This is a genomic window from Microbacterium sp. SW12 (assembly GCF_055391095.1).
Window position 1 is genome coordinate 2,099,008 of sequence record NZ_AP024335.1, and the last position, 24,379, is coordinate 2,123,386.

24 protein-coding genes are annotated in these 24,379 nt (G+C 68.3%); 5 read left to right on the plus strand and 19 right to left on the minus strand.

What is annotated here, in order from left to right; genetic code table 11:
• Positions 1-15 precede the first annotated feature (15 nt).
• Entirely contained in the window at positions 16-177 is a 162-nt protein-coding gene (locus MICSW_RS10640; RefSeq protein ID WP_195691894.1) for a hypothetical protein, read from the plus strand.
• A gap of 75 nt (positions 178-252) precedes the next feature.
• On the opposite strand, the gene MICSW_RS10645 is transcribed toward MICSW_RS10640, so the two are convergent.
• From MICSW_RS10645 to rsmA, 8 genes are all read right to left on the minus strand, one after another.
• Positions 253-1,167, minus strand: coding sequence for an ABC transporter substrate-binding protein (locus MICSW_RS10645; protein ID WP_464495721.1), 915 nt, complete (start codon positions 1,165-1,167; stop codon positions 253-255).
• A gap of 38 nt (positions 1,168-1,205) precedes the next feature.
• Entirely contained in the window at positions 1,206-1,967 is a 762-nt protein-coding gene (locus MICSW_RS10650) for an ABC transporter permease (protein ID WP_464495724.1), read from the minus strand.
• Complete coding sequence (locus tag MICSW_RS10655; RefSeq protein WP_341579392.1) at positions 1,964-2,650, minus strand: ABC transporter permease; 687 nt, start codon at positions 2,648-2,650, stop codon at positions 1,964-1,966. The genes MICSW_RS10650 and MICSW_RS10655 overlap by 4 nt, the downstream gene beginning before the upstream one ends.
• Entirely contained in the window at positions 2,647-3,489 is an 843-nt protein-coding gene (locus MICSW_RS10660; protein WP_464495727.1) for an ABC transporter ATP-binding protein, read from the minus strand. Before MICSW_RS10660 ends, MICSW_RS10655 begins: the two co-directional genes overlap by 4 nt.
• 12 nt (positions 3,490-3,501) lie before the next feature.
• The gene (locus MICSW_RS10665) at positions 3,502-3,804 is read right to left on the minus strand and encodes a DUF427 domain-containing protein (RefSeq protein WP_228176991.1); all 303 of its coding nucleotides are present in this window, start codon (positions 3,802-3,804) and stop codon (positions 3,502-3,504) included.
• 148 nt (positions 3,805-3,952) lie between these two features.
• Entirely contained in the window at positions 3,953-4,927 is a 975-nt protein-coding gene (locus MICSW_RS10670; RefSeq protein WP_228176990.1) for a 4-(cytidine 5'-diphospho)-2-C-methyl-D-erythritol kinase, read from the minus strand.
• Positions 4,924-6,003 carry an aldo/keto reductase gene (locus tag MICSW_RS10675; protein ID WP_292725721.1) on the minus strand — a complete coding sequence of 360 codons (1,080 nt, stop codon included), beginning with the start codon at positions 6,001-6,003 and terminating at the stop codon, positions 4,924-4,926. The genes MICSW_RS10670 and MICSW_RS10675 overlap by 4 nt, the downstream gene beginning before the upstream one ends.
• Positions 6,004-6,012: 9 nt before the next feature.
• Positions 6,013-6,867: a 16S rRNA (adenine(1518)-N(6)/adenine(1519)-N(6))-dimethyltransferase RsmA gene (gene rsmA, locus MICSW_RS10680; RefSeq protein WP_464495734.1), complete on the minus strand. Its 855-nt coding sequence runs from the start codon at positions 6,865-6,867 to the stop codon at positions 6,013-6,015.
• Positions 6,868-6,959: 92 nt separating this feature from the next.
• On the opposite strand from rsmA, the gene MICSW_RS10685 reads away from it, so the two are divergent.
• Entirely contained in the window at positions 6,960-8,414 is a 1,455-nt protein-coding gene (locus MICSW_RS10685) for a sugar porter family MFS transporter (protein ID WP_347424883.1), read from the plus strand.
• An 89-nt stretch (positions 8,415-8,503) separates the two neighbouring features.
• Here the strand turns inward: MICSW_RS10685 and hemL are convergent, their stop codons facing one another.
• The 8 genes from hemL to hemE form a co-directional block, all read right to left on the minus strand.
• Positions 8,504-9,817, minus strand: coding sequence for a glutamate-1-semialdehyde 2,1-aminomutase (gene hemL, locus MICSW_RS10690; protein ID WP_464495737.1), 1,314 nt, complete (start codon positions 9,815-9,817; stop codon positions 8,504-8,506).
• Positions 9,814-10,815, minus strand: a complete 1,002-nt coding sequence (gene hemB / locus MICSW_RS10695; RefSeq protein WP_464495740.1) for a porphobilinogen synthase — start codon at positions 10,813-10,815, stop codon at positions 9,814-9,816. Before hemB ends, hemL begins: the two co-directional genes overlap by 4 nt.
• 62 nt (positions 10,816-10,877) lie before the next feature.
• On the minus strand, positions 10,878-11,651 hold the full coding sequence (locus tag MICSW_RS10700; RefSeq protein ID WP_292725712.1) for a uroporphyrinogen-III synthase: 774 nt from the start codon (positions 11,649-11,651) through the stop codon (positions 10,878-10,880).
• The gene (gene hemC, locus MICSW_RS10705) at positions 11,644-12,621 is read right to left on the minus strand and encodes a hydroxymethylbilane synthase (protein ID WP_464495744.1); all 978 of its coding nucleotides are present in this window, start codon (positions 12,619-12,621) and stop codon (positions 11,644-11,646) included. Before hemC ends, MICSW_RS10700 begins: the two co-directional genes overlap by 8 nt.
• On the minus strand, positions 12,564-13,778 hold the full coding sequence (locus MICSW_RS10710) for a ferrochelatase (RefSeq protein WP_425355667.1): 1,215 nt from the start codon (positions 13,776-13,778) through the stop codon (positions 12,564-12,566). Before MICSW_RS10710 ends, hemC begins: the two co-directional genes overlap by 58 nt.
• Positions 13,775-14,470, minus strand: a complete 696-nt coding sequence (gene hemQ, locus MICSW_RS10715) for a hydrogen peroxide-dependent heme synthase (protein ID WP_347424886.1) — start codon at positions 14,468-14,470, stop codon at positions 13,775-13,777. Before hemQ ends, MICSW_RS10710 begins: the two co-directional genes overlap by 4 nt.
• A 30-nt stretch (positions 14,471-14,500) precedes the next feature.
• Positions 14,501-15,910 (minus strand): protoporphyrinogen/coproporphyrinogen oxidase, encoded by a 1,410-nt coding sequence (locus tag MICSW_RS10720; protein ID WP_464495749.1) that lies wholly within the window; start codon positions 15,908-15,910, stop codon positions 14,501-14,503.
• A complete protein-coding gene (gene hemE, locus MICSW_RS10725; protein ID WP_464495751.1) occupies positions 15,900-17,021 on the minus strand; it encodes a uroporphyrinogen decarboxylase in 1,122 nt (373 codons plus the stop codon). Before hemE ends, MICSW_RS10720 begins: the two co-directional genes overlap by 11 nt.
• A gap of 41 nt (positions 17,022-17,062) precedes the next feature.
• Between hemE and MICSW_RS10730 the strand changes: the two genes are divergently transcribed.
• Together MICSW_RS10730 and MICSW_RS10735 are read left to right on the plus strand one after the other, a co-directional pair.
• Complete coding sequence (locus MICSW_RS10730; RefSeq protein ID WP_464495754.1) at positions 17,063-18,322, plus strand: glutamyl-tRNA reductase; 1,260 nt, start codon at positions 17,063-17,065, stop codon at positions 18,320-18,322.
• 6 nt (positions 18,323-18,328) lie between these two features.
• On the plus strand, positions 18,329-19,414 hold the full coding sequence (locus MICSW_RS10735; protein ID WP_464495757.1) for a LacI family DNA-binding transcriptional regulator: 1,086 nt from the start codon (positions 18,329-18,331) through the stop codon (positions 19,412-19,414).
• Here the strand turns inward: MICSW_RS10735 and MICSW_RS10740 are convergent.
• Genes MICSW_RS10740 through rsmI form a run of 3 tightly spaced genes read right to left on the minus strand, consistent with a single transcriptional unit; the run spans position 19,396 to position 22,699 of the window.
• A complete protein-coding gene (locus tag MICSW_RS10740; RefSeq protein ID WP_292725700.1) occupies positions 19,396-20,277 on the minus strand; it encodes a TatD family hydrolase in 882 nt (293 codons plus the stop codon). The genes MICSW_RS10735 and MICSW_RS10740 overlap by 19 nt on opposite strands.
• Positions 20,274-21,851: a methionine--tRNA ligase gene (metG, locus tag MICSW_RS10745; protein ID WP_300590393.1), complete on the minus strand. Its 1,578-nt coding sequence runs from the start codon at positions 21,849-21,851 to the stop codon at positions 20,274-20,276. The genes MICSW_RS10740 and metG overlap by 4 nt, the downstream gene beginning before the upstream one ends.
• A gap of 38 nt (positions 21,852-21,889) precedes the next feature.
• Positions 21,890-22,699, minus strand: a complete 810-nt coding sequence (gene rsmI, locus MICSW_RS10750) for a 16S rRNA (cytidine(1402)-2'-O)-methyltransferase (protein ID WP_292800782.1) — start codon at positions 22,697-22,699, stop codon at positions 21,890-21,892.
• 99 nt (positions 22,700-22,798) lie between these two features.
• Between rsmI and MICSW_RS10755 the strand changes: the two genes are divergently transcribed.
• Positions 22,799-24,370 carry a dolichyl-phosphate-mannose--protein mannosyltransferase gene (locus tag MICSW_RS10755; RefSeq protein WP_464495762.1) on the plus strand — a complete coding sequence of 524 codons (1,572 nt, stop codon included), beginning with the start codon at positions 22,799-22,801 and terminating at the stop codon, positions 24,368-24,370.
• Positions 24,371-24,379: the final 9 nt, after the last annotated feature.

Genomic DNA, 24,379 nt, shown 5'->3' on the forward strand with positions numbered 1-24,379 from the left:
AGTGAAGGAGACACCATGTGCTATCAGACGACGTGCCGGAAGTGCGGCAAGGTCACGTGGGGCGGCTGCGGCCAGCACGTGCAGCAGGCCCTCGCCGGGGTCCCGAAAGCGCAGCGCTGTGCCGGGCACGAAAACGAGCCATCGAAAGGCTTCTTCGCGAGCCTGTTCGGCCGCTGACCCACCACCCACCGAACGCCGAAGCGGCTGCCACCCTCTCTCTCGGGTGGCAGCCGCTTCGTTGACGTCGCGCTGTTAGCTCAGGCCGTTCTCCTGCAGCCACTGCGACGCGATGTCGGCGGGCGACATCTCGTCAACCGTGCTCTGCACGTTCAGCGCAACCAGACCCTCGGGGGTCAGGGCGGCGCTCACGGCGTTGATGACGTCGGCGATCTCGTCAGCGACATCCGCGTTCACGACCGGGACGACATTCGAAGCCAGGAAAAGCCCCTCGGGGTCCTCGAGAACGACGAGGCCCGCGGTCTGGATGCGCGGGTCGGCCGTGTAGATGTTGGCGAGGTTGATCGTGCCAGCTTCGAGGTCCTCGAACGTGGTGTCGCCCGTCGCCGAGAAGCCGACGTCGATGCCGTACACGTCGGCAAGCCCCGTCGGCCCGTAGGGGCGCTCGGCAAGCTCCGGCGGGCCGCCGAGCGTCAGGGGCTCGGTGACGTTAGCGAGGTCGGCGATCGAGACGAGACCGTACTGATCGGCGAATGCTGAGGTGACGGTGTACGAGTCCTGGTCGGTCGCGGTGGACTGGTCGAGCACAACCAGTCCTTCCGGCAGCGCGTCGGGCAGTGCCGCGTAGACCTCATCGGCCGTGCGTGCCGTCGTCTCAGGGTCGAAGTACTGCAGGAGGTTTCCGCTGTACTCCGGGAAGAGCGTCACCTCGCCGCTCTCGAGCGCCGGGATGTAGGCATCCCGCTGCCCGATGTTGAACTGACGCTCGACATCAAAGCCGGCGTTCTCGAGAGCCTGCACGTAGATCTCGGCGATGATCTCGTTGGAGTAGTAAGCCTGCGAGCCGACCACGATCGTGTCGGACATCATCTCGCCGCTGCCGCTACCGTCGGTGGGTTCCTCGAGCGGGTTGCCCGAAGCGCAGCCGGCCAGCAGCAGCGCGGCGGCGCCGACGAGCGCGGCGGCGCGGAGGGTGCGTGTGGTGGTCATGGTGCCTCTTTCTTTTCTGGTGGTGCGGGATGGTGCGGTCAGGTGGACGGGCTAGACGCGACGGTGTCAGGGACCCGAGCGGGCGTTTGGGCGGACCGGGGCCCGGTGTCGGATGGCGTACGCCGGGTCTTCGTGGCGCGCTGTCCCCGCGGCAGTGCAGCGCGCTGCAGGAGCGCGAGCAGACCATCGAGGACCAGGGCGAGAAGGGCGACGAGAATCGATCCGGCAAGAACCTGATCGAACGCCCGCAGTGGAAGGCCCTGGATGATCGGGAATCCCAGCCCACCCAGGTTCACGTAGGCGGCGATGGTGACGGTTGCGACGACCTGCAAAGTGGCGGTCCGCAGCCCGCCGACCAGCAGCGGGAGACCCAGCGGAACCTCGACGCGCCACAGGGTCTGCCAGCGAGTCATCCCCATGGCGCGCGCCGCGTCGATCGTGGCCCGATCGATTGCCTGGAGGCCCGTGTAGGCGCCGGCCAGCAGAGACGGGATGGCAAGGAGGACGAACGTGATCAGCGCAGCCTCAGCCCGGCGCGTCACACCGATGACCAGGACGAGAAGAATCAGTAGCCCGAACGAGGGAATGGCGCGCGCCGCGCCCGAAACGGCAACAGCGACCTCGCGTCCTTTGCCGGTGTGTCCGATTGCCCAGCCGATCGGCACGGCGATGAGAGCGGCGATTCCGACGGCGGCGAAGGTGTAGCCCAGCTGCTCGAGCAGCAGCGTTGGCAGGCTGTATCGGCCGGACCATTGTTCGGGTGCGATGATCCAGGCCCAGGCGTCGATGAGAAGATTCATGCGCTCGCCTCCGCAGGAGCAGCGGATGAGGCTGCGCGAGGCCGTACTCGCGTCCGGCGCGTCCACGGCATCAGTATCCGCCCGATCAGAACCAGCACGAGATCGATCACGAGGGCGAGAATGACGACGGCGACGACCCCCGCGAGGACCTCGGGGATGATGCGGCGCTGGAGACCATTGGTGAACAGGTACCCCAGATTCGACACGCCCACGAGAATGCCCACCGGTGCAAGCGCGATCGTGCTCACGGCAGCAACCCGCAGACCCGCGAGGATGACGGGGCCGGCCAGCGGAAGCTCGACGGCGAAGAACCGACGCGCACCTGAGAAGCCCATAGCAGTGGAAGCGCCACGTACGCCCTCGTCGACAGAGTTGAGTCCGTCGACAACCGACCGCACCAGAAGCGCGATCGCGTAGAGCGTCAGCGCGAGGATGAGGTTCAGATCGCTGAACGCTACATACCCGAAGAGGGCGGGGAGCAGAAACAGTAGCGCGAGCGAGGGGATGGTGTACATCAATCCGGTGATGGTGACGACAGCACCCCGGAGGAGACGGAACCGCCAGGCAAGAAAGCCCAGCGGAATCGACAGAACGAACCCGAGGAGGATCGCGATCAGACACTGGCGGAGGTGCTCCACCGACAGCTGGAGGATCAGGCCGAGGTTGTCCAGAACCCAGCTCACGACGGGACGCCTCGCGCGCTCTCGTCCGGATCGCTGAGCATGCCCTGCGTGCGCCCCTGCCCATCGATCACTGCAGTGCCGGTGGCGGTCTTCTTCAACCGCAGCGAGCGCTTGCCCTGATCGGCGCCGATGAACGAGGCCACGAATTCGGATGCCGGATTCTCGAGGATCTCACTCGGCGTACCGACCTGCGCGATGTGCGCGCCCTTCTCGAGGATGACCACCTGGTCACCCAGCAGAAACGCCTCGTCGATGTCGTGCGTGACGAACACAATCGTCTTGTCGACCTCGTCCTGCAGCCGCAACAACTCCTGCTGCAGTTCGGCGCGCACGATCGGGTCGACAGCGCCGAAGGGCTCGTCCATCAGCAGGATGTTGGGGTCAGCCGCAAGGCCGCGCGCCACCCCCACGCGCTGCTGCTGGCCGCCGGAAAGCTGGCTCGGGTAGCGCTTGGCGAATGATCGATCGAGACCTACCGTGTCCATGAGCTCGAGACCGCGGCTCCGAGCCGCCGAGCGCGACAGTCCCTGCAGCACCGGAACCGTCGCGATGTTGTCGATCACGGTGTAGTGCGGCAGGAGGCCCGAGTTCTGCATGACGTAGCCGATCCCCCGGCGCAGCTTGACGGGGTCCTTGCCGGCGATGTCCTCGCCATCAATGGACACGACGCCGGCCGAGGGCTCCACCATGCGGTTGATCATGCGCAGCAGAGTCGTCTTGCCGCAGCCCGAGGAGCCGACGAAGACCGTCGTCTTGTGCGCGGGGAGCGTCAGGTTGAACCCGTCGACCGCGCGGGTTCCGTCGGGAAACTGCTTCGTGACGTCGTCGAAGATGATCACGGCGGCACCGGGTCAGTCGATGACCGACACGTCCTTCCCGAAGGCGACATAGCCCGAGAAGTCAGCCCCCACACGCTCGAACGCGCTGGGATACGGCGTCGGGTATGCCCACGCGCCGTCCGAGTGAGTAACCCCGTCGGCGACGATGTCGTAGTACTGGCACACGCCCTTCCACGGGCACGTGTAGGGAGTCGGACTCTCGACCAGTGCGCCGGCTACGATGCTGCTCGGCGGGAAGTACCAGTTCCCCTCGATGGAGAGGAGATCATCGCGGGAAGCTTCCGCGATGACAACGTTGTCGATGACAGCCTTCATGGTTCTCCGTTCGTCGGGACGGCCGATTCGGCTTCGAATCACGCTACCGGAGGCCGGGGACATCGCGGGCGGTTCTGACCGAAGCGGAAATCCGGCGGTAATGTCCGCAGCCCGTCAGAAGCATCCGCGGCCTTGTGAGACCAGTCGGTCAGATCAGTCGTGCGCCGGGAACAGGGCCATGTGCGTGAAGGGCCGTATATCCCGCGGCCGACATGGTGACCTGCAGTTCCAGGGCCGATTCGAGATCCTCGGCGAGGAACGCTGTGGTGGGACCCGACCCTGAGACGACCCCGGCCAAGGCGCCGGCCCGGTCTCCCAGATCGAGCACATCGCCGAGCTCGGGCCGCAGCGACAGTGCCGCCTCCTGCAGGTCGTTGTGAAGGTGACCGGCGAGCTCCTCGGGGTCGCCGGAACGGAGGGCGTGCAGCACGCCCGTCGCCACCGCGGGGTCTGCGCCGCCGTGGCGAGCGTCCGATATGCGGTCGAGGCGAAGTGCGCCGGTCGACGGATGCCCGGCCGACGCGGTCCGCGCGCGAAGCCGGTCGAGCTCGCTGTAGACCGCCGGCGTGGACAGTCCGCCATCGGCGAGCACGATGACCCACTCGAAGCGGCCTGTCGCGAGCGCGGGACTGAGCCGATCTCCGCGCCCCAGGCCAACTGCCGTTCCTCCCATCAGAGCGAACGGCACGTCGGCGCCGAGCCTGGCAGCCAGGCGCTGCAGCTCGGCGGAACCCACCTCGGTCCCCCACAGTGCATCACAGGCGACGAGGGCTGCCGCAGCATCCGCGGAGCCGCCGCCCATGCCACCGGCTACCGGAACGTGCTTGTCGACCGTGAGGTGCACCCCACCGTCGTACCCCGTGTGTTGAGCGAGGATCCGCGCCGCCCGCAGCGCGAGGTTCCGATCATCGAGCGGGACTGTCGACACATCGACTGAGCCGGTGACCTCGAGCCGGAAGTCGTCCGCCGCCACGGCCCACACGTCTTCGAACAGAGAGACAGCCTGGTACGCGGACGCGACAGCGTGGTAGCCGTCGTCGAGGAGCGGACCGACCTCGAAGTACACGTTGAGTTTGCCCGGAGCCCGCACCCGGACGACGTCTGTGCGAAGCGGCGCCGTCACGAGTCCGAGGGATCCGCCCAGATCGGACCCGACGGCGAGAGATCGACGCCGTCGGTGAGAGCGTCGATCTGCTCGAGCTCCTCGGTGTCGAAAGCCGGGCCCGCGATCGCTGCCAGGTTCTCGTCCAGCTGATCGGGACGCGATGCGCCGATCAGCGCCGAGGTGACGACCGGGTCCCGCAGCACCCACTGGATCGCCATCTGCGCGAGGCTCTGGCCCCGCTGCCGGGCGATCTCGTTGAGACCACCCAACAGCGAGCGGCCGTGCTCCGACACCCGGTCGGCGGGAACCGAATTGCGGTTCTGTGCCCGGTCGGCGGCCGCACCGCTGAGGTACTTGTCAGTCAGAAGCCCCTGCGCGAGGGGCGTGAACGCGATAGCCCCCAGACCCTCCTGACGCAGCACGCCGGTGAGGCCATCCTCGACCCAGCGGTTGAGCATCGAGTACGACGGCTGATGGATGACCAGCGGAGTACCGAGACTGCGAGCCACCGCAACCGCGATCGCTGTCTGCTCTGCGGAGTACGACGAGATGCCGACGTAGAGGGCCTTCCCCTGGCGCACGAGCGTGTCAAGCGCCGCGATCGTCTCTTCGACCGGAGTCACCGGATCCATCCGGTGCGAGTAGAAAATGTCCACGTACTCGAGGCCCATGCGCCGCAGCGACTGATCGGCGCTGGCGAGGATGTACTTGCGCGAACCGTAGTCGCCATACGGGCCCGGCCACATGTCGTACCCGGCCTTGGACGAGATGATCAGCTCGTCGCGGTACGGCGCGAAGTCTTCGCGCATCATCCGCCCGAAGTTCGTCTCGGCAGACCCGTACGGGGGTCCGTAGTTGTTTGCGAGATCGAAGTGCGTGATCCCGGAGTCGAAAGCGTGCCTCAGTAGCTTCCGCTGGTTGTCGAACGGGATGTTGTCTCCGAAGTTCCACCACAGTCCGAGCGAGATCGGCGGGAGGTAGAGGCCCGACGTGCCCACCTGGCGGTAGTCGGTGATGGAGTAGCGGTCCTCGGATGCCGAGTAGGGGCGGTGGATGTCGTTTCGGCTGCGCGAGAATCGCTGCTCGTCGGTCATGCTTCGAGGCTATCGCGCAGGCGCCGGGGTTGCTCTGGCGATGCGCAGGAACTGCCCAGCCGCCAACTCCTCGCCGCGGGCAGTCGGGGCGATTCCAGCACGTTCGAGCACGGCGGACGCCTCGAGCGCGCTTCCGCCGAGCACCGCGGCGAGCGCTTGTCGGAGCATCTTGCGTCGTTGCTGGAATGCCGCGTCGATGATGCGGAAGGTCAGCATCCGCTCGTCTTCGGAGCCCAACGGTTCGGAGCGTTCGAAACCGACGAGCACGCTGTCGACATTCGGGACCGGCCAGAAGACCTGCCGCGAAACTGTCCCCGCAAGGCGCCACGATCCCCACCAGGCGGCCTTGGCGCTGGGCGCCCCGTACACCTTCGACCCGGGCGCAGCGGCAAGCCGCTCCCCCACCTCGGCCTGGACCATTACGACGCCTCGGGCGATCGAGCGGAACGTCTCGAGGAAGTGCAGCAGGACGGGAACCGACACGTTGTACGGCAGGTTGGCCACAAGCACTGCGGGGTCGCCGGGGAGGTCCCTCACCCGCAGGGCATCCTGATCGATGACCCGGAGCGCACCGTCTGGAACACCATGAGCGGATGCCGTGGCGGGCAGTCGCTCCGCGAGTCGGTGGTCGATCTCAACGGCGGTCACCTTGGCGCCGGCCTCGAGGATCGCGAGCGTCAGCGAGCCAAGCCCAGGTCCGACTTCGACGACATGCTCCCCGGCCTGGACGCCCGCGAGGTGCACGATTTTTCGCACCGTGTTCGCGTCCACGACGAAGTTCTGGCCGAGCTTCTTGGTCGGGGTGACGTCGAGGTCGGCGGCCAGCGCCCGCACTTCCGCGGCGCCCAGGAGGGTGACGGGCATGCGATCACTGTAGTTGGCTGCAGGCGGGGACTTCGTGAATCGGATGAGGCGAATCCGTCACACGGCGCCGCGGCGGGAGTACGGTGAGTCGCGTGACATCCTCATCTGACGCGCTCCCCACGGGGACGTTCCATCTCAACAGTCCCTATGGTCGCCGTGCCGTCGCCCTGTCCATCGCCGCTGCTGTCGGTGGATTCCTCTTCGGCTTCGACTCCTCGGTCGTCAACGGCGCGGTCGAGTCCATCCAGAGCGATTTCGCCCTCAACGATTTCGTCACCGGATTCATCGTCGCCATCGCGCTACTCGGTTGTGCACTCGGTGCGCTCATCGCCGGCAACCTCGCTGACCGGTGGGGGCGCCTGCGGGTGATGTTCCTCGGCGCGATCATGTTCTTCGTCAGTGCGATCGGAACAGGTCTCGCCTTCTCGGTGTGGGACCTCGGTCTCTGGCGTGTGGTCGGCGGTATCGGGATCGGTATCGCGTCAGTGGTCGCCCCCGCCTACATCGCGGAGGTGGCTCCCCGGCAGATCCGCGGATCGCTCGCGTCGCTGCAGCAGCTCGCGATCACGATCGGTATCTTCGCCGCGCTCCTCTCGGACGCCCTGCTGGAGGGCATCGCCGGCGGCGCGGACAACGTGTTGTGGTGGGGGCTGGAGGCGTGGCGGTGGATGTTCCTGGTCGGCGTCGTTCCGGCCGCCGTCTACGGCATCCTGTCGTTCACGGTTCCCGAATCTCCCCGCTTCCTGATCAGCCAGGGCCGCAGCGACGAGGCCCGCGCCGTCTTCGCACGCCTGGTTCCCGCGGTCGATCTCGACAAGACGATGAACGAGCTGACCCTCGCCATCGAGACCGACAAGAAGAACGCGGGGGTATCGATCCGCGGCAAGGCTCTCGGACTGCAGCCGATCGTCTGGATCGGCATCATCCTGTCGGTGTTCCAGCAGTTCGTGGGCATCAACGTGATCTTCTACTACTCGACGAGCCTGTGGAACTCGGTCGGCATGACCAACGCACCGCTGATCAGCGTGATCACGAGCGTCACGAACGTGCTCGTGACGCTGATCGCGATCTTCCTGGTCGACCGCGTCGGACGAAAGCCGATCCTGCTCACCGGTTCGGTGCTCATGGCACTGTCGCTCGGGACGATGGCGCTGGCCTTCTCGTTCGCTACCGGTACGGGTAAGGACGTCCACCTGGACGGCGCGTGGGGACCCATCGCTTTGGTCGCAGCGAACCTATTCGTCATTGGATTCGGCGCCTCGTGGGGACCGCTCGTCTGGGTGCTCCTGGGAGAGATCTTCCCCAGCCGCATCCGAGGTAAGGCCCTCGGTGTTGCTGCCGGCGCTCAGTGGATCGCGAACTTCCTGATCACCATGACCTTCCCGGTGATGTCGAGCTGGTCGCTGCCGCTGACCTACGGCATGTATGCGACGTTCGCCGCGCTCTCGTTCTTCTTCGTGTTGTGGCGGATCCCCGAGACCAAGGGGATGGAGCTCGAGCAGACCGAGACCCTCTTCACCCGCCCTAAGGCCAAGGCCTCGGCCTAACCCACCCCGAAGCAGCCCATTTTCGTCCAGTCAGCCCGCAGTGCGGGCTGGTTCGGCGGGAATGGGCTGCTTCGCGGAGGAGGCACGGGTCAGGCGCGGGCGGATGCTGCGGCGCGCGCCGCGGCGGGGAGGGCGTCGACGATCCGGGCCAGCGCCGCATCGTCGTGCGCGGCGGTGAGGAACCACGCCTCGAACGCCGACGGCGGGAGCGATACTCCCGCATCGAGCATCGCGTGGAAGAACGCCCGATACCGGAAAGACTCCTGCCGCACGGCAGTCTCGTAGTCAGCGACGCCGGTGGCGACATCCTCGCCCCAGAACACGCTGAAGAGATTCCCCGCCCGCTGGATGCCGTGAGCAACGCCCTCGCGTGTCAGAGCGACCCCCACCGCGGCCGAAAGCTCGTCGGCGGCGCTACCGAGTCGCGCGTAGACCGCGGCATCCGCGAGTCGGAGCGTCGCAAGCCCCGCAGCCACCGCTACCGGATTCCCCGACAGCGTGCCGGCCTGGTACACCGGGCCGAGCGGCGCGAGGAGCTCCATGACCTCCGCGCGGCCCGCGACTGCCGCGACGGGGAGGCCGCCGCCGACGACCTTGCCGAACGTGAACAGGTCGGGCGCGTAGGTCTCGCCCGCGGCATCCTGCAGTCCCCAGAACCCGGCCGGGCCGACCCGGAAGCCGGTGAGCACCTCGTCGAGGATGAGGAGCGCACCGTTGTCGCGACATGCGCGGGCAAGCAGGGCGTTGAAGCCCGGATGCGGCGGGACGACCCCCATGTTCGCAGCGGCGGCTTCCGTAATGACGGCAGCGATGCGCCCCGGGTGCTGGGCGAAGACTCCGGCGAGCGCATCGGGGTCGTTGTAGGGGATGACGACAGTCTGAGCCGCCACGGCCTCTGGCACCCCCGCTGAACCGGGCAGCGCGAGGGTTGCAAGTCCCGAGCCCGCCTGGGCGAGAAGCCCGTCGGAGTGCCCGTGGTAGTGGCCCGAGAACTTCACGACGAGATCTCGCCGTGTGAAGCCGCGGGCGAGGCGAACGGCGGTCATCGTCGCCTCGGTGCCTGTCGAGACGAGCCGCACCCGGTCGACGGCACCTACCCGAGCCGTGATCTCCTCGGCGAGTTCGGTCTCGGCTGGCGTGCTCGCGCCGAACGAGAGACCGCGGGAGGCGGCCTCCGTGACTGCCGCAACGACCTCCGGATGCGCGTGACCGAGGATCGCCGGCCCCCAGCTGGCGACGAGGTCGACGTACTGGCGGCCATCGGCATCCGTCACGTAGGGCCCTCGGGCGGATACGAAGAACCGGGGTGTGCCGCCGACCGAGCCGAAAGCCCGCACCGGCGAGTTGACGCCCCCGGGCATTGCCGCTTGCGCGCGGGCGAAGAGCTGATCGTTGTGGGTCATCGCGCACCCCCCGCGTTGTGCCCCTCGCGCAACGATCGCCCGACCTCCAGCGCCCAGTACGTCAGGATCGCGTCTGCCCCGGCCCGGCGGATGCCGACGAGGGACTCGAGAACCGCGCGATCGCGGTCGATGGCCCCGGCTGCCGCGGCGAGCTCGACCATCGCGTACTCCCCCGACACCTGGTACGCCCACACCGGGACTGGCGAGTGCTCGGCTACGGCCGCGAGAACGTCGAGGTAGGGGCCCGCGGGTTTCACCATGACGATGTCGGCGCCCTCCTCGATGTCGCGGGACGCCTCCAGCAGCCCCTCCCGGCCGTTCGCCGGGTCGAGCTGATATGTCTTGCGGTCACCGACGAGCGTGGATTCCACGGCGTCACGGAACGGGCCGTAGAACGCAGACGCGTACTTCGCCGAGTACGCCAGGAGCACGACATCCGTTCGCCCCGCCGCGTCGAGTGCTTCGCGAACCGCGGCGACCTGACCGTCCATCATTCCCGACAGACCCAGGATCTCGGCCCCCGCGTCAGCCTGCGCGAGCGCCATCGCCGTGTACCGATCGAGCGTCGCGTCGTTGTCGACCCCACCCCGCGCATCGAGGACACCGCAGTGGCCGTGGTCGGTGAACTCGTCAAGGCAGAGATCCGCCTGCACAGTGAGCCGTCCAGCCGCCGCTGTCCGGGCGACGCGGATAGCGCGGTTGAGGATGCCGTCCGGGTCGGTCGCGCCCGACCCTGTCGCGTCACGAACGAGCGGCACACCGAACAGCATGACGCCGCCGAGCCCGGCATCCGCCGCCGCGTCAACGACCTGCGGCAGCGTCTCGAGCGTTTCTTGCCGCACTCCCGGCATCGTCGCGATGGGCTGCGGTTCGTCCCGCTCGGTCACGAACACGGGGAGCACGAGGGCGGATGCCGACAGCGTGTGCTCAGTGACGAGTCGGCGCATCGCGGGGCTCTGTCGCAGGCGCCGCGGGCGGTGGGTGAGATAGGTCGTCATGGACGGAACTCCGGGGTGCAGATCGGCGAGAGGAAGGACAACTCGGCTGGAAAGAGGACAACTCAGCTGGGGGAAGGACAACTCGGCGAGAGGGAGGACAGCTCGGCGAGGAGGGATTCGATGGATTGTTCGGGGGCGGTCAGCGTCACGGTGAGGGCCCGGCGTTCGGCATCCCGGGTCGTGCCGGGCCCGAGCGAGGCGAGGACCGTGTTCGGCGGAAGCACGCCGACCTGGTGACTGAGTTCGCGCACGACGCTCGTCGAGGTGAGCAGCACCGTGTCGATCCGCCCCGATCGCAGATCGTCGACGATCTCATCCGGAAGGTCGACCCCCACCGTCCGGTAAGCGATACAGACTTCCACGTCGTAGCCGCGGACTTCCAGCTCGTCGCTGACGACCGCCATCGCGAGGTCGGAGCGCAACACGAGGCACCGCCCAACGCGCGCCGGCTCGTGCGCTGAGCACCACTGCTGGGTGAGGGCCAACGCCGACGAGCGCCCGGCGGGAATGAAGTCGACCTCGAACCCGGCATCCACGACAGCGCGAGCGGTTGCACGCCCGACCGCGGCGACGCGCGTGGCAGCAGGAATCTCGATGCCCGCAGCGCGCAGGTGTTCGACCGCAGCGGCACTGGTGATGAACACCCAGTCGTAGGTGCCGGCGGCGAGGTCGGCGAAGAACCGGTCCCGGGCCTCGAGGTCGCGCGGGGGCTTGGTCTCGATCAGCGGCGCAATCACGGGCACGGCACCGCGGTCTACAAGAAGGCGCGCGACGCGCTCACCCCATGCTCCACCGCGCGGCACGAGCACCGTGCGTCCGGCGAGTGCTTCAGTCATCGAGCTCATCGACCCCGCGATCTCGGAGCACCCGCACGACCCGTTCAGCAAGCGCCGCCCGGCCCGCCGGTTCGGCGACGACGGCGACTGGCGCGGCGTCCTCGACACGGATGCTGCGCGACCCGTCACTCCGGTAGACCGTCGCGGCGACCTCCACGCTCTCGCCGTTCTGGATCGCAGAGATACCGACAGGCGCAGCACAGCCGGCTTCGAGCTCTGCGAGCACCGCCCGCTCCACGAGCGCGGGGATCGCGGCGGCTGGATCGTTCAGGCCCCGCAGGGCGCGGCCCAGCTCGGTGGTCGTATCAGCCGTGCGGATCTCGATCGCCAGTGCCCCTTGACCTGCCGAGGTCGGCCACGCGTGCAGGTCGAACAGCTCCGAGATCTCGCTCTCCCGACCGATGCGGCGAAGCCCGGCTTCGGCCAGCACGATGGCGTCGTACTCGCCGTCTGTGACCTTGCGCAGGCGCGTGTCGACATTGCCGCGGATGTCGGCGACAACGAGATCAGGCCGCCGCTCCAGCACCTGAGCGGCCCGGCGCGGGGAGCCGGTCCCCACGCGCGCGCCGGCGGGGAGCTCCGCAAGGGTCACGCCGCCGCGCGAACACAGGGCATCGCGCTGACCCTCGCGCTCGGGAACCGCGATCAGCGTGAGGCCCGGGTAGGCAGCGTTCGGCAGGTCCTTGAGGGAGTGCACGATCAGGTCGCACTCCCCCGCGAGCAACGCTGCGCGCAACGCCGTCGCGAACACACCCGTGCCGCCCAGCGACGCGAGAGAACCGGTGGCGACATCGCCGTGCGTCGTGAGGGGGACGAGCTCGACCTCGAGGCCCGACGATGCTGTCAGCATCCGGGCTACCGTTCCGGACTGCGTCATCGCCAGCGTGCTGGCCCGGGTCCCCAAGCGCACGGTCACGGCGTCAACCCCGCGAGTGCCGGGCGGAAGCCCAGCCTGGCGTTCTCGCAGCATCCGGGCCGGCACACGTCGAACCAGGGACCGAGGGACGTGACCCGCTCGCGCTGCGACGCGGGCGTACCCTGCAGCCGCTCCTCGATGAGGTCAACGAGGCCCGCGACGTAGGTGGGCGATGTTCCCGGGGTCGCGGTGCGTACGGCGACAAGACCGAGCTCGGTGGCGGTCTCGATGGCTTCGGTGTCGAGGTCCCACATGACTTCCATGTGGTCGCTGACAAACCCGAGGGGAACGATCAGCACTCCGCGCCGGCCCTGCGCGGGCAGCGCGGCGATCGCGTCATTGACGTCGGGCTCGAGCCACGGCACCGACGGCGGCCCTGAGCGGCTCTGGTACACCAGCTGCCAGGGGCTCTCGGACCCGAGCGTTCGCATGATCTGCTCCGCGACGGCGGTGTGCTGAGCGGCATAGGCGCCGCCCGGCCCGAAGTCGCGGTCGCGCGGACCGGAGCGTTCGGCATCGGCGACGGGAATCGAGTGCGTCGAGAAGAGCACCTCGATCTCGTCCGGCTTCTCGATGCCGTGCTCTCGCAGCTTCTCCAGCCCCGACCGGATGCCATCGACGAAGGGAGTCACGAAGCCCGGGTGATCGAAGAACTGGGCGACCTTGTCGATCTGCAGCTGCTCCCCGACACCCGTCGCCTCGAGCGCATCGGCGAGGTCCTCCCGGTACTGCCGGCACGACGAATAGGAGCTGTAGGCGCTCGTTGCCAGCGCCAGGACGCGCCGGTGATCGTCGGCGTGCAGCTGCTGCACGGCGTCGGCGACGTACGGCATCCAGTTGCGATTTCCCCAGTACACCGGCAGGTCGATGCCGCGCGCGCGAAGCTCGGCATCGAGGGCGGCGACCAGGTCGCGGTTCTGCTGGTTGATGGGTGAGACCCCACCGAAGTGGCGGTAGTGGTGCGCGACCTCCTCGAGGCGCTCGTCGGGGATGCCGCGGCCGGCCGTGACGTTGCGTAGAAACGGGATGACGTCATCCTGCCCCTCGGGTCCACCGAACCCGAGCAGCAGCAGCGCGTCGTACGCGACGGGTTCTTCCACGTGTGCCGGGCCGGATTCCGCCGCGGGCGTCGCACCGCACACCGCAGCCCCCGGCGCGCAGTAGGCACCGGTCGCGTGCGGGGGCTTGGGCCGGAAGTTCTCGGCGGTCACGACAGGACGTCCTCGAGCTCGCCGACCTCGACGCGTCTCCCGGTGAAGAACGGGACTTCCTCACGCACATGACGGCGGGCATCCGTCGCGCGAAGATCGCGCATCATGTCGACAAGGCTCAGCAGGTTGTCGCTTTCCAACGGCAAGAGCCACTCGTAGTCGCTGAGCGCGAAAGTCGAGACCGTGTTGGCCACGACATCACGGAAAGCGCTGCCTTTGCGGCCGTGCTCGGCGAGCATCGCTGAGCGCTCCTGCTCGGGAAGCAGATACCACTCATAGCTGCGCACGAACGGGTAGAGGCAGAGCCATTCGCGGGGTGCCTCCCCGCGCAGGTATCCGGGAACATGTCGCTTGTTGAACTCGGCCTCGCGGTGAACGCCCATGGCACTCCACGTGATGCTCGCCTCGCGCAGCGCCGAGGTGCGACGAAGCCTGCGCAGTGCAGCCTGGAGTGCCGCCGGGTCCTCGCCGTGCAGCCACACCATGAGGTCGGCATCCGCGCGCATGCCGGTGACGTCGTAGAGCCCGCGCAGGGTCACGCCGGCGGCGGGAAGCTCTGCGACCTCGCGCTCCAGGTCACCGAACTCCGGCGCCGCCACACGCGGCACCTCAAGCACCGTGAAGAGGGTGTAGCCAGCGGGCGTCGACTCAGCCTCGGGGCTCGAGGCGGTGGGGGTTACGGGATCGGTCACGATTCCTCCAGTCAGAAGCGGCGGTGCGGGTCAGGAAGCGGTGGATGCGAGCGACGGCGCCGCGAACGCGTGGATCAGGGTTGCGGCGAGCTCGCGCGCGTGCGGCACCACCGAGGCAAGGCCGGTGCCCGCCACGGCGGCGCCGGCGAGGTGCAGGCGGGGGTCAGCGGCGATGACGGGCGTCGTGGACGACGACGAGGACGCATCCCAGCGGCGCACGTGCAGCTCGCGCACGTCCTGCGGCGCCACCGAAACTCCCGTGACGGCGCTGATCGCCGCCGCGACGGATGCCTCATCGAACGCGCCTGTGACGCCGTCGCGCGCCGAGAGCCGGACGACGTGGTGGTGGGGCTCGAGTTTCTCATCGAGCCACTGCCACTTGGCGTTGGCGTGCGTGAGCGCCTTCGCACCGATGGGTGCAGCGTCGGCGATCAGCGCTCCCGTGCCGACCGGGTGAGCATCCAGGCCCGGCGAACGCACGAGCGCGATCGCCAGCTCGACCGGCGTTTCGTCACCATCACTGTGCTCGCCGAGGAGTCGGAGCGCCTCGTCGCGACCGGTGGCGATGACAACGGTTCGGGCGCGGATCGCGGTGCTGCCGGCATCCACGCTCAGCACCTCGTCGCGTGCCCCGTGGCCCACGCTTTCCCGCGTGCTTTCGGCACCATGGATGCGACGAACCGGGGTATCGAGCAGGATGGTCGCCCCGGCGGCGCGGGCGCGGGCTGCCAGTTCGACGGGCAGCCGCCACATGCCACCGACGATCCCCGCGACAGCGCTGCCGGGGCGGGGCCCCGCGGCAAGCTCGGCGACGGCATCCGTCAGCGCGCCGGTCTGCATGAACCGCTGCCAGAGCTGCGGGTGCACCACCGAGAGCTTCAGGTCGCGGGCAGAGCGCGAGTAGACGCCGCGGCAGACGGTGTCTACCACCGCGCTTGCCAGGTCATCACCGAGTCGTGTGGCGACGAGGTCGTAGAGCGAAGGCTCCTCGGCGGGCACGGGCAGCACCTGCTCGGCGCGGGGCGGTACGAGCGCCAGGATGTCGGCAGCGCTGGGATCGGCGGGGATCCCCAGGACGCTCTGTCGCGGGAGCGGGGCGCGACGGATGCCGGAGTCGCCGCCGGCAACGAGCCACGCCCCGGCGGGGTTCGGGGCCGTGACAGTGACGGGAAGCTGCCAGCGGTCGATGAGATCTGTCACGCCGGTCGTTCGGGTCGCGAACGACTCGGCGCCGGCATCCGCAGCGACCTGCCCACCAGCAGCGCCCACACCAGCACCGCCGGCGATCATGACCGGCGCGAGCATCCCCCCGACGCGGTCGGAGGCGTCCACGACGACGGTTCGGAGTCCAGCCGCGGCGGTTTCAGCGGCAACGACCAGGCCCGCCATCCCCGCGCCGACGATGCACACATCGACGATCTCGTCCGTCTCAGCGGGCATCGTGCACCATCGCGACAAGATCCGTCAGCACGTCAGGATCCGTCTCGGGTGGCACGCCGTGCCCGAGGTTGAAGACGTGAGCGCGGGCGACCTTACCTGCGGCGATGATCCGGGAGACCTCCGCGGCGCGGACCTCGGCGGGAGCGAACAGCATGGCGGGATCCAGGTTCCCCTGCACTGTCACCTCTCGCCCTACCCGCTCCAGGGCCTCGTCGAGATCGATCCGGTGGTCGATTCCGACGACGTCGAGATCGAGGCTCGCGATGTCGGCGAGAAGGTCGCCGGTGCCGACACCGAAGTGCGAGAGCGGGACCCGCAGCATCCCGGAGTCCGCGGGCGGTTCGATCTGCCGCACGTGAGCGAGTGCTCGAGCGGATGCCGGGAGCGCTGCCTGCCGGTACAGGCGCGGGGAGAGAGAACCAGCCCAGGAATCGAACAACTGCGCAGCGCTGGCGCCGGCCTCGATCTGGAGGGCGAGGAAGCGTCCGCTGATGTCGGCGAGCCACTGTGTGAGCGCGTCCCACCCGGGCGGGTCCTCGTGGATCAGGCGGCGCGCGGCGAGATGGTCCTTCGAGGGCCCGCCCTCGACGAGGTAGGCAGCGAGGGTGAACGGGGCGCCCGCGAAGCCGATGAGCGGGAGCGGCGTGCCGCGAGTAACGGACTCGGCGGCGAGCATCTCGGTCGTGCGGCGCACAGCCTCGATGATCGGCCCGCCCCGCTCGGTGACGGTCTGCGGGTCGATCGCGGTGACCCGCGCAATGTCGGCACCGGCGCGAACCGGTTGGGAGAAGACCGGACCCCGGCCCGCGACGATGCGCACGTCGATCCCCGCCAGCATCAGGGGCACGACGATGTCGCTGAAGAAGATCGCGGCATCCACGCCGTGACGGCGCACGGGCTGCAGCGTGATCTCACTCACGAGCGCGGGGTCGAGGCAGGCGTCGAGCATCGAGCTGCCCTCACGCAGCGCACGGTACTCGGGAAGGGAACGCCCCGCCTGCCGCATGAACCACACGGGGGTGATAGCTGGTCGGTGTCCGACGAAGGCGCGGATGAGGTGCGAGTCCTTCGTCGCGTGCGCAACGAACGGATGCTGATCGGAGAGCTGCATAGTTAATCGATATACTAACCAGTCGACGCGAGGAGGAAGCGATGCTGGTCTGCCTATCGGCCAACCATCGGGCTACCCCGTTCGCCTCTCTTGAGCGCCTGGCCGAGGTGGGTGGCGAGGTCCGCCGCGACATCCCCCTCGCCCACGAGTCGATCGGCGGAGCCGTCGTGCTTGCCACCTGCAATCGGTTCGAGGCCTACCTCGATATCGACCCCGACGAGGGCCACTCTGCTGAGTCCGCCGTCACTGCCGCGCTCGGCGAGCTGGCCGATGCCTCGGGTATCGACTACCGAGAGCTGCGCGAAACGCTCGATGTCACCGTCGGCAATCGTGTCGCGCATCATCTGTTCGCCGTGGCGTCGGGCCTGGACTCGGTCGTGGTCGGCGAGGACGAGATCGCGGGTCAGGTCACGCGCGCCTACGAAGACGCCCGCAGCGAGGGGATGACGACCCGCGCCCTCGAGCACCTCTTCGAGCGCGCGAAAGAGACATCGCGGACCGTCAAGAACTCGGCGCGCGTGGGGGAATCCGGTCGTTCTCTGGTTCGACTTGCCCTGGAGCTCGCCTCCTCACGGATCGCCGACTGGTCAAGCGCCCGCGTGCTCCTGATCGGGACCGGTCAGTATGCCGCGGCAGCATTGGCGGCACTGCGCGTGCGCGGCGCGCGCGGCATCCGGGTTCATTCGGCATCCGGTCGCGGCCCCGCGTTCGCCCAACGACACGGACTGATCCCGGTCGACCCGGAATCGTTTCCCGCCGAGATCGCGTCGGCCGATGTCATCGTGACCTGCACGACCCGGGTCGTGCTCGGCGGCGACGAGCTGGATGCCGGTCGCGCCGCGGTGACAGCCGCAGCCGAGCGGCTCCTGGTGATCGACCTCGGCATGCCCCGGAACGTCGCCGCCGACGTGCAGGCGCGTCACGGCGTCGAGGTACTCGACCTCGAGACGATTCGCTTGCACGCACCGCTTGACGAGTTCGCCTCGCTTGCCGATGCGAAAGCGATCGTCGCCGACGCGGCGCTCCGCCACGCCGGGGCAGGTCGGGTCCACGATGTCGCACCGGCGGTTCGAGCGGCGCGGGGGTGGGTTCAACAGCTCCTGGATGCTGAGATCGCGCGCCTCCCCGAGAACCCCTCGGAGAGTTCGCTGAAGACCGAACGGGCGCTCCGGCATTTTGCCGGCGTGATCATGCATCACGTCGTTGCGCGCGGCCATACACTGGCGTCCTCCGGGGAGGGCGAACGCTGGTCAGCAGCGGTCGAGACGGTTTTCTCGGAAGCGCCGAATCCCGGCACGTGAGTGAGCATGACCCAGCAGCCCGACCAGACACCGATCCCGTTGCCGCGCGCGCGGGTCACGGTGAAGGATGTCGCGGCGAGAGCTGGCGTGTCCACCGCCGCGGTCAGTCAGGCACTCAATGGCCGGGGCGCGCTCAGCGCCGACACCAGACAGCGGATACTCGATGCCGCGACCGAGCTCGGATACTCCCCCGACCGCTACGCCGCAGCGCTCCGGCGCGGGCGAACGCTCTCGATCGGGTACGTCGCGTCACCGCCGCTTGACCCGGTTCGCGAGGCCACTCAGGCGCAATACGCCATGCGACAGCTCAGTGCCCTCGTTGACGCCGCAGCCGCGCACCACTTCACGGTCACGGTCATCCCCTATGCGCGCCCGGAGCTGCTGCGCAGCGCCCGGGTAGACGCCGTGTACGCGCCCGACGCCCGCGAGAGCGACCCACTGCTGGCGATCGCTGCAGCGCAGAGCATCCCCGTCATCACCAATGACCTCCCCCTTCCGCCGGACGCAGGGATGTGGATCCGCACCGGATACGAGGATGCCGCGACCGCGGCCCTTGACCTGCTCGCTGCCAGTGGCGCCACGAACATCGGGCTTCTCACCGGCGAACCGGGGCTTCCCCGTCTGGAGATCGGCGAAAGCGTCTACCAGCAGTGGTGTGCCAGCCGCGGCCAGGCCCCGATCGTCGCCCGGGTGGATGCCGCGAGCCTGGAGCTTGCGGGGAGCATCCGTGAATTCCTGCTGCACGGTGTCGACGGGCTGTTCTCGTTCGCGCAGGAGGGGCCGCGCCTGTTCCTCGACCTCGCCGCGCTCGATGTCGTCTTGCCGCGGGATCTGCAGCTTGTCGCGCTCTGTCTTCACGACTGCGCACTCAACCGCCGCCTGAGCGTGACGCACGTGTGCGTCCACCCCGAGCTCGCTCCCGCGCTGCTCTTTCCCGAACTCGTGAACGCGCTGGAGACGGCGAGCACCCCGAGCTCGCCGGTCGTGCTGCCGTGGGAGTTGGAAGGTGGATCAACGACCCGCGCGACCCCGAGCCGCATCCGCCGGGACGACGGGGTCCCGCGCGCTTCCGTTCAGGCGAACGTGCCGTAAACCTCGAGCGTGTTCGCGGCCACCTGGGCGGCGAGCTCGTCGACGGAAACACCCAGCTCTGCTGCCATGAAGCGCAGGGTGATCGGCACGAGATACGGCGCGTTGGGGCGCCCACGGTGGGGTACCGGAGTGAGAAAGGGCGCGTCGGTTTCGACCAGGATGCGCTCCGCCGGGGTCACGGCGAGCGCATCGCGCAGATTCTGCGCGTTCTTGAACGTGATGTTGCCCGCGAAAGAGAGGTAGTAGCCGCGGTCGGCGGCGATCCGCGCCATCTCGGCATCCCCGGAGAAGCAGTGGAAGACGGTCTTCTCGGGCGCGCCAACGCTCTCGAGCAGGCGCAGAACCTCGTCGTGCGCGTCCCGGTCGTGGATCTGCATTGCGATGCCGTGCTTTTTGGCCAGAGCGATGTGCGCCTCGAAAGACCGGTACTGAGCCGGCTGACCCTCGGCATCCGTGCGGAAGAAGTCAAGCCCCGTCTCGCCGATCGCCCGCACCCGAGGGTGGGCGGCAAGCTCATCGATCGCCGCGATCGCCTCATCGAGGCCTCCCGCCGCCTCGTAGGTCGGTGCCTCGTTCGGGTGGATCGCCACCGCTGCGAGAACCTGCGGGTGATGCTCCGCGGCCCACACCGCCCACCGCGACGACTCCACGTCACCGGATGCCTGCACCACACCCGCGATCCCCGCCGAGGCCGCGCGGGCGAGTTGCTCCGACAGGCCCAGCGGGTCGTCGCCGTCCACGATCTCGAGGTGACAGTGGTTGTCGTACACCGGAACAGCCACCGGCTCAGGCAGCGGGGGGTAGGTGAGGTCACGCCGACCCGATGCCGACCTCTCCCGCACGTAGGCGCTCGGGTCGCTCACGCGGGCTGCTCGACCCGGGGGAACAGCGGCGCCAAGCCATTGATCGAGGTGCCCGGCTTCAGCTGACCCCAACTCCCCGCCTCGCGAAGGGGCTGATCCTGCAGCCGGCCGATGGTCTCGGCAGCGCCGAGGGCGATCCAGAGCTTCTCGGTCGAGATAGGCATCACCGGCGAGAGCAACTGAGCAAGCGCGCGCAGACCCTCGGCGGCGGTGTACAGCACGGTCTCGAGTCGGGCGCGCTTCGCGTCATCCTTGGCGAGAGTCCACGGCTCGTTCTCGGTGATGTAGCCGTTGAGTTCGTCGACGATCGTCCAGATCGCGGCGATCGCCTCGTCGATCCGGAAGCGCTCGATCGCGGCATCCGCGTTCGCCGCAGCCTCCGCGACAACCCGCTGGATCGCGAGGTCGGCGTCGGTGTACTGCGCGGGCGGCGGCACGATTCCCTCGAAGTACCGCCCGATCATCGCCACCGTGCGCGAGGCGAGGTTCCCGAATCCGTTCGCGAGCTCTGCCTGGTATCGGGCAGACAGGTCCTCCCAGGAGAACGACCCGTCCTGACCGAACGCGATGGCCGAGAGGAAGTAGAAGCGGTAAGCGTCGGAGCCGAAGACGTCGGTGATCTCGGTCGGCGCGATACCCGTGAGCTTGGACTTCGACATCTTCTCGCCGCCCACGAGCAGCCAGCCGTGCGCGAAAACACCGCGGGGCACCTCGACGCCGGCAGCCATGAGCATCGCGGGCCAGATGACGGCGTGGAAGCGCAGGATGTCCTTCCCGACCACGTGATAGGCCGGCCAGCGCCGTGCGAACTGCTCGGGGTCGGACCCGTAGCCGACAGCCGTGGCGTAGTTCAGGAGCGCGTCGACCCACACATAGATGACGTGCGAGGGATCCCAGGGCACCTTGATGCCCCAGTCGAAGGTCGATCGCGAGATCGACAGGTCCTTTAGACCGCTGCGGACGAAGGATGCCACCTCGTTGCGCGCAGACTCGGGCCGCACGAAGTCGGGCACACTCTTGTAAAGGTCGAGCAGGCGGTCTTGGAACTCGCTGAGCTTGAAGAAATAGTTCTTCTCCTGCAGCAGCTCCAGCGGCTTCGAATGGATCGCACAGACCTTGAGGCCCTCGAACGCCCCCGTGCCGTCCATGATCTCGGCCTCGGTCTTGAACTCCTCGCACCCGACGCAGTACAGCGCCTCGAACTCGCCCGCGTAGATGTAGCCGTTGTCATAGATCGCCTGGACGAACTGCGTCACGCGCTCTTCGTGGCGAGCCTGCGTCGTGCGGATGAAGTCGTCGTTGGCGACATCCAGGGTGCGAAGCAGCGGGAACCAGGATTCACCGACGAGGCGATCGACCCACTCCTGCGGCGTCGCGCCGTTCGCGGCGGCAGCCCGCAGCATCTTCTGGCCGTGCTCGTCGGTTCCGGTCAGCATCCAGGTGTCGTCGCCGGACTGCCGGTGCCAACGCGCGAGCGTGTCGACGGCGACCGTCGTGTACCCGTGGCCGATGTGCGGAACATCGCTCGGGTAGTAGATCGGCGTCGTGATGTAGAAGGAACTGCCGGAACTCACCCGAGAAGTCTAGTTCGGGCCGGCGCCGCCCCGCGGGTCTATGACAGCGACGCGTTGTACAGCTCGCGCGACGAGTGACCGGATGCTGCGGCGACCTCGGCGCAGGCATCCTTCAGGCGCTTTCCCTGCGCGAGCAGATCCGAAACGTAGGCAACTGCGTCCTCGAACGACATGGCGGGGCCGGCAGCGCCACCGACGACGATGACGATCTCACCCCTGACGCCGTCGTCTGCCCAGGCGGCGAGATCCGAGAGCGGGCCGCGGCGTACCTCTTCGTGGAGCTTCGTGAGTTCGCGGCACACGACGGCTGGGCGGTCGGCGCCGAAGGCCGCAGCCATGTCGGCGAGGGTGGTCGCGAGCCGCGACGGGGACTCGAAGAACACCATCGTGCGCCGCTCGGCACCGAGAGCCGACAGTGCGCTGCGCCGCTCCCCCGCCTTCCGCGGCACGAAGCCCTCGAACGTGAATCGGTCGGTCGGGAGACCCGAGACGGCCAGAGCTGCGAGGACGGCGCTCGGGCCCGGGAGGACACTCACCGCGACCCCGGCGCCGGCTGCCGTAGCTACCACCCCGAATCCCGGGTCGCTGATGGTCGGCATCCCGGCATCCGACAGCAGGAGCACGTCGGTCGCTCGCGCGAGCTCGACGAGCTCGGCAGCGCGGGCTTTCTCGTTGTGATCGTGCAGGGCGATCAGGCGGGGCCGGTTCTGGATGCCGAGCGCGGCGAGGAGCCGCTGCGTCGTCCGGGTGTCTTCAGAGGCGACCACCTGCGCATTTTCCAACGCGTCGATGAGGCGCTGGGACGCGTCGCCGAGATTCCCGATCGGCGTGGCGGCGAGGATGATCACGGCCCCAGCCTAGGCCGGTAGGGTGACGATCCCCCGAGACCGCCGGACCCTGCGTCGGAGCCGCCGGAGCTCACATCCTGGCCCGAATAGGCTGTCACGGTGACCACCACCGTCGAGACCCCCGTACGGCCGACGGTCTACGACCGTGTCAGCACCCGGGTCGCGGCCTCCCCCCGACTGCAGATCGCGGTGCCGGCGCTCGTGACTGCCGTTGCCGGCATCCTGCGCTTCTGGAACCTCGGACATCCACACGAACTCGTCTTCGACGAGACCTACTACGTGAAAGATGCCTGGTCCCAGTGGAACCTGGGGTTCGCGGCGAAGTGGCCCGATGAGGCCGACTCACGCTTCGCTGCCGGCGAGACCGACATCTTCCTCGACGAAGGAAGCTACGTCGTCCACCCACCCCTCGGAAAATTCCTCATCGGTGCGGGGATGGCGTTGTTCGGCGCCGACTCGTCGGTCGGATGGCGCTTTGCCACGGCGCTGTTCGGCACTCTCGCCGTACTCCTTCTCTATGTCGTCGCACTCACGCTCACCCGGTCGATCGGTGTGGCGACGGCAGCAGCGGGGCTGATGGCAATCGACGGACTCGCGATCGTGCTGAGCCGTGTGGCGTTGCTCGACACCTTCGTCATGTTCTTCACCCTGCTGGCGTTCTGGTTCGTGCTGCTGGATCGGCGATGGCTTCACGAGCGAGAGTGGCCGCGCCGACTGGCAACGGGGCGCTGGAGCTCAGAGTTTCGCTGGGGTCCGGTGTTCTGGGCGAGGCCGTGGGTTGTCGCTGCCGGCCTTGCTGCGGGCGCCGCAACCGCCGTGAAGTGGTCGGGCCTGTACGTGCTCGCCGGTATCGGGATCTACCTCGTCATCGTCGACGCCCTGGAGCGGCGTCGGCGCGGCGTGGAGTACTGGCCCGCCGATGCCGCGGTGCGCCAGGGACCGGTGACGTTCGTGCTGCTCGTGCCGCCGGCACTCCTTCTCTATCTCGCGACGTGGACGGGATGGCTGGCCACCGACGGCGGATACGACAGGCACACCGTCGACGGCTCGCCGGCTACCGGCTTCTGGTCGTGGGTACCGCTGTCTCTGCAGAACCTGTGGGCCTACCACCAGTCGATGTACGGCTTCCACGTCGGCCTGTCAGCAAGCCACAGCTATGCGAGCCCTGCATGGCAGTGGCCGCTCCTTGCCAGACCGACCTCGATGTTCTATCACAGCGATGCCCTCGGCGAGGCTGGCTGCACAGCGGCTTCAGGATGCGTACAGAACATCTACTCGATGCCGAATCCGCTCGTGTGGTACGCCGCCGTCGCGGCTACCGTCTACCTCGTCATCAGGTTCATCCGACGCCGGGACCTCGCCTCGGGCTTTGTCCTGACCGGCGTCGCCGTCACCTGGGTGCCGTGGCTGCTATACCCCGAGCGCACGGTGTTCCAGTTCTACACGGTCGTGATGCTGCCGTTCCTCCTCTTGGCGCTGGGGATTGCGCTGCGTGATCTCGCCCATCCGGCCGGGGCCAGTCCCGAAAGACGCGTAACGGGCCAGCGGGTGGTCGCCGTCTTCTTCATCGTCGCTCTGGTGCTTTCGGCGTTCTGGTATCCGATCCTCACCGCGACGAGCGTGCCCTACGACTTCTGGCGACTCCACAACTGGTCGCCCACCTGGATCTGACGCGTAGCG

Bases quoted from the DNA above. Each gene is read 5' to 3' on its own strand.
- MICSW_RS10675 (WP_292725721.1), bottom strand. From the start codon at position 6,003: ATGACCGACGAGCAGCGATTCTCGCGCAGCCGAAACGACATCCACCGC.
- hemE (WP_464495751.1), bottom strand. From the start codon at position 17,021: ATGCAGCTCTCCGATCAGCATCCGTTCGTTGCGCACGCGACGAAGGAC.
- MICSW_RS10640 (WP_195691894.1), top strand. From the start codon at position 16: ATGTGCTATCAGACGACGTGCCGGAAGTGCGGCAAGGTCACGTGGGGC.
- MICSW_RS10700 (WP_292725712.1), bottom strand. From the start codon at position 11,651: ATGACTGAAGCACTCGCCGGACGCACGGTGCTCGTGCCGCGCGGTGGA.
- MICSW_RS10650 (WP_464495724.1), bottom strand. From the start codon at position 1,967: ATGAATCTTCTCATCGACGCCTGGGCCTGGATCATCGCACCCGAACAA.
- MICSW_RS10730 (WP_464495754.1), top strand. From the start codon at position 17,063: ATGCTGGTCTGCCTATCGGCCAACCATCGGGCTACCCCGTTCGCCTCT.
- hemC (WP_464495744.1), bottom strand. From the start codon at position 12,621: ATGCTGCGAGAACGCCAGGCTGGGCTTCCGCCCGGCACTCGCGGGGTT.
- MICSW_RS10665 (WP_228176991.1), bottom strand. From the start codon at position 3,804: ATGAAGGCTGTCATCGACAACGTTGTCATCGCGGAAGCTTCCCGCGAT.
- MICSW_RS10735 (WP_464495757.1), top strand. From the start codon at position 18,329: ATGACCCAGCAGCCCGACCAGACACCGATCCCGTTGCCGCGCGCGCGG.
- hemB (WP_464495740.1), bottom strand. From the start codon at position 10,815: ATGACGACCTATCTCACCCACCGCCCGCGGCGCCTGCGACAGAGCCCC.
- hemL (WP_464495737.1), bottom strand. From the start codon at position 9,817: ATGACCCACAACGATCAGCTCTTCGCCCGCGCGCAAGCGGCAATGCCC.
- MICSW_RS10720 (WP_464495749.1), bottom strand. From the start codon at position 15,910: ATGCCCGCTGAGACGGACGAGATCGTCGATGTGTGCATCGTCGGCGCG.
- rsmA (WP_464495734.1), bottom strand. From the start codon at position 6,867: ATGCCCGTCACCCTCCTGGGCGCCGCGGAAGTGCGGGCGCTGGCCGCC.
- MICSW_RS10645 (WP_464495721.1), bottom strand. From the start codon at position 1,167: ATGACCACCACACGCACCCTCCGCGCCGCCGCGCTCGTCGGCGCCGCC.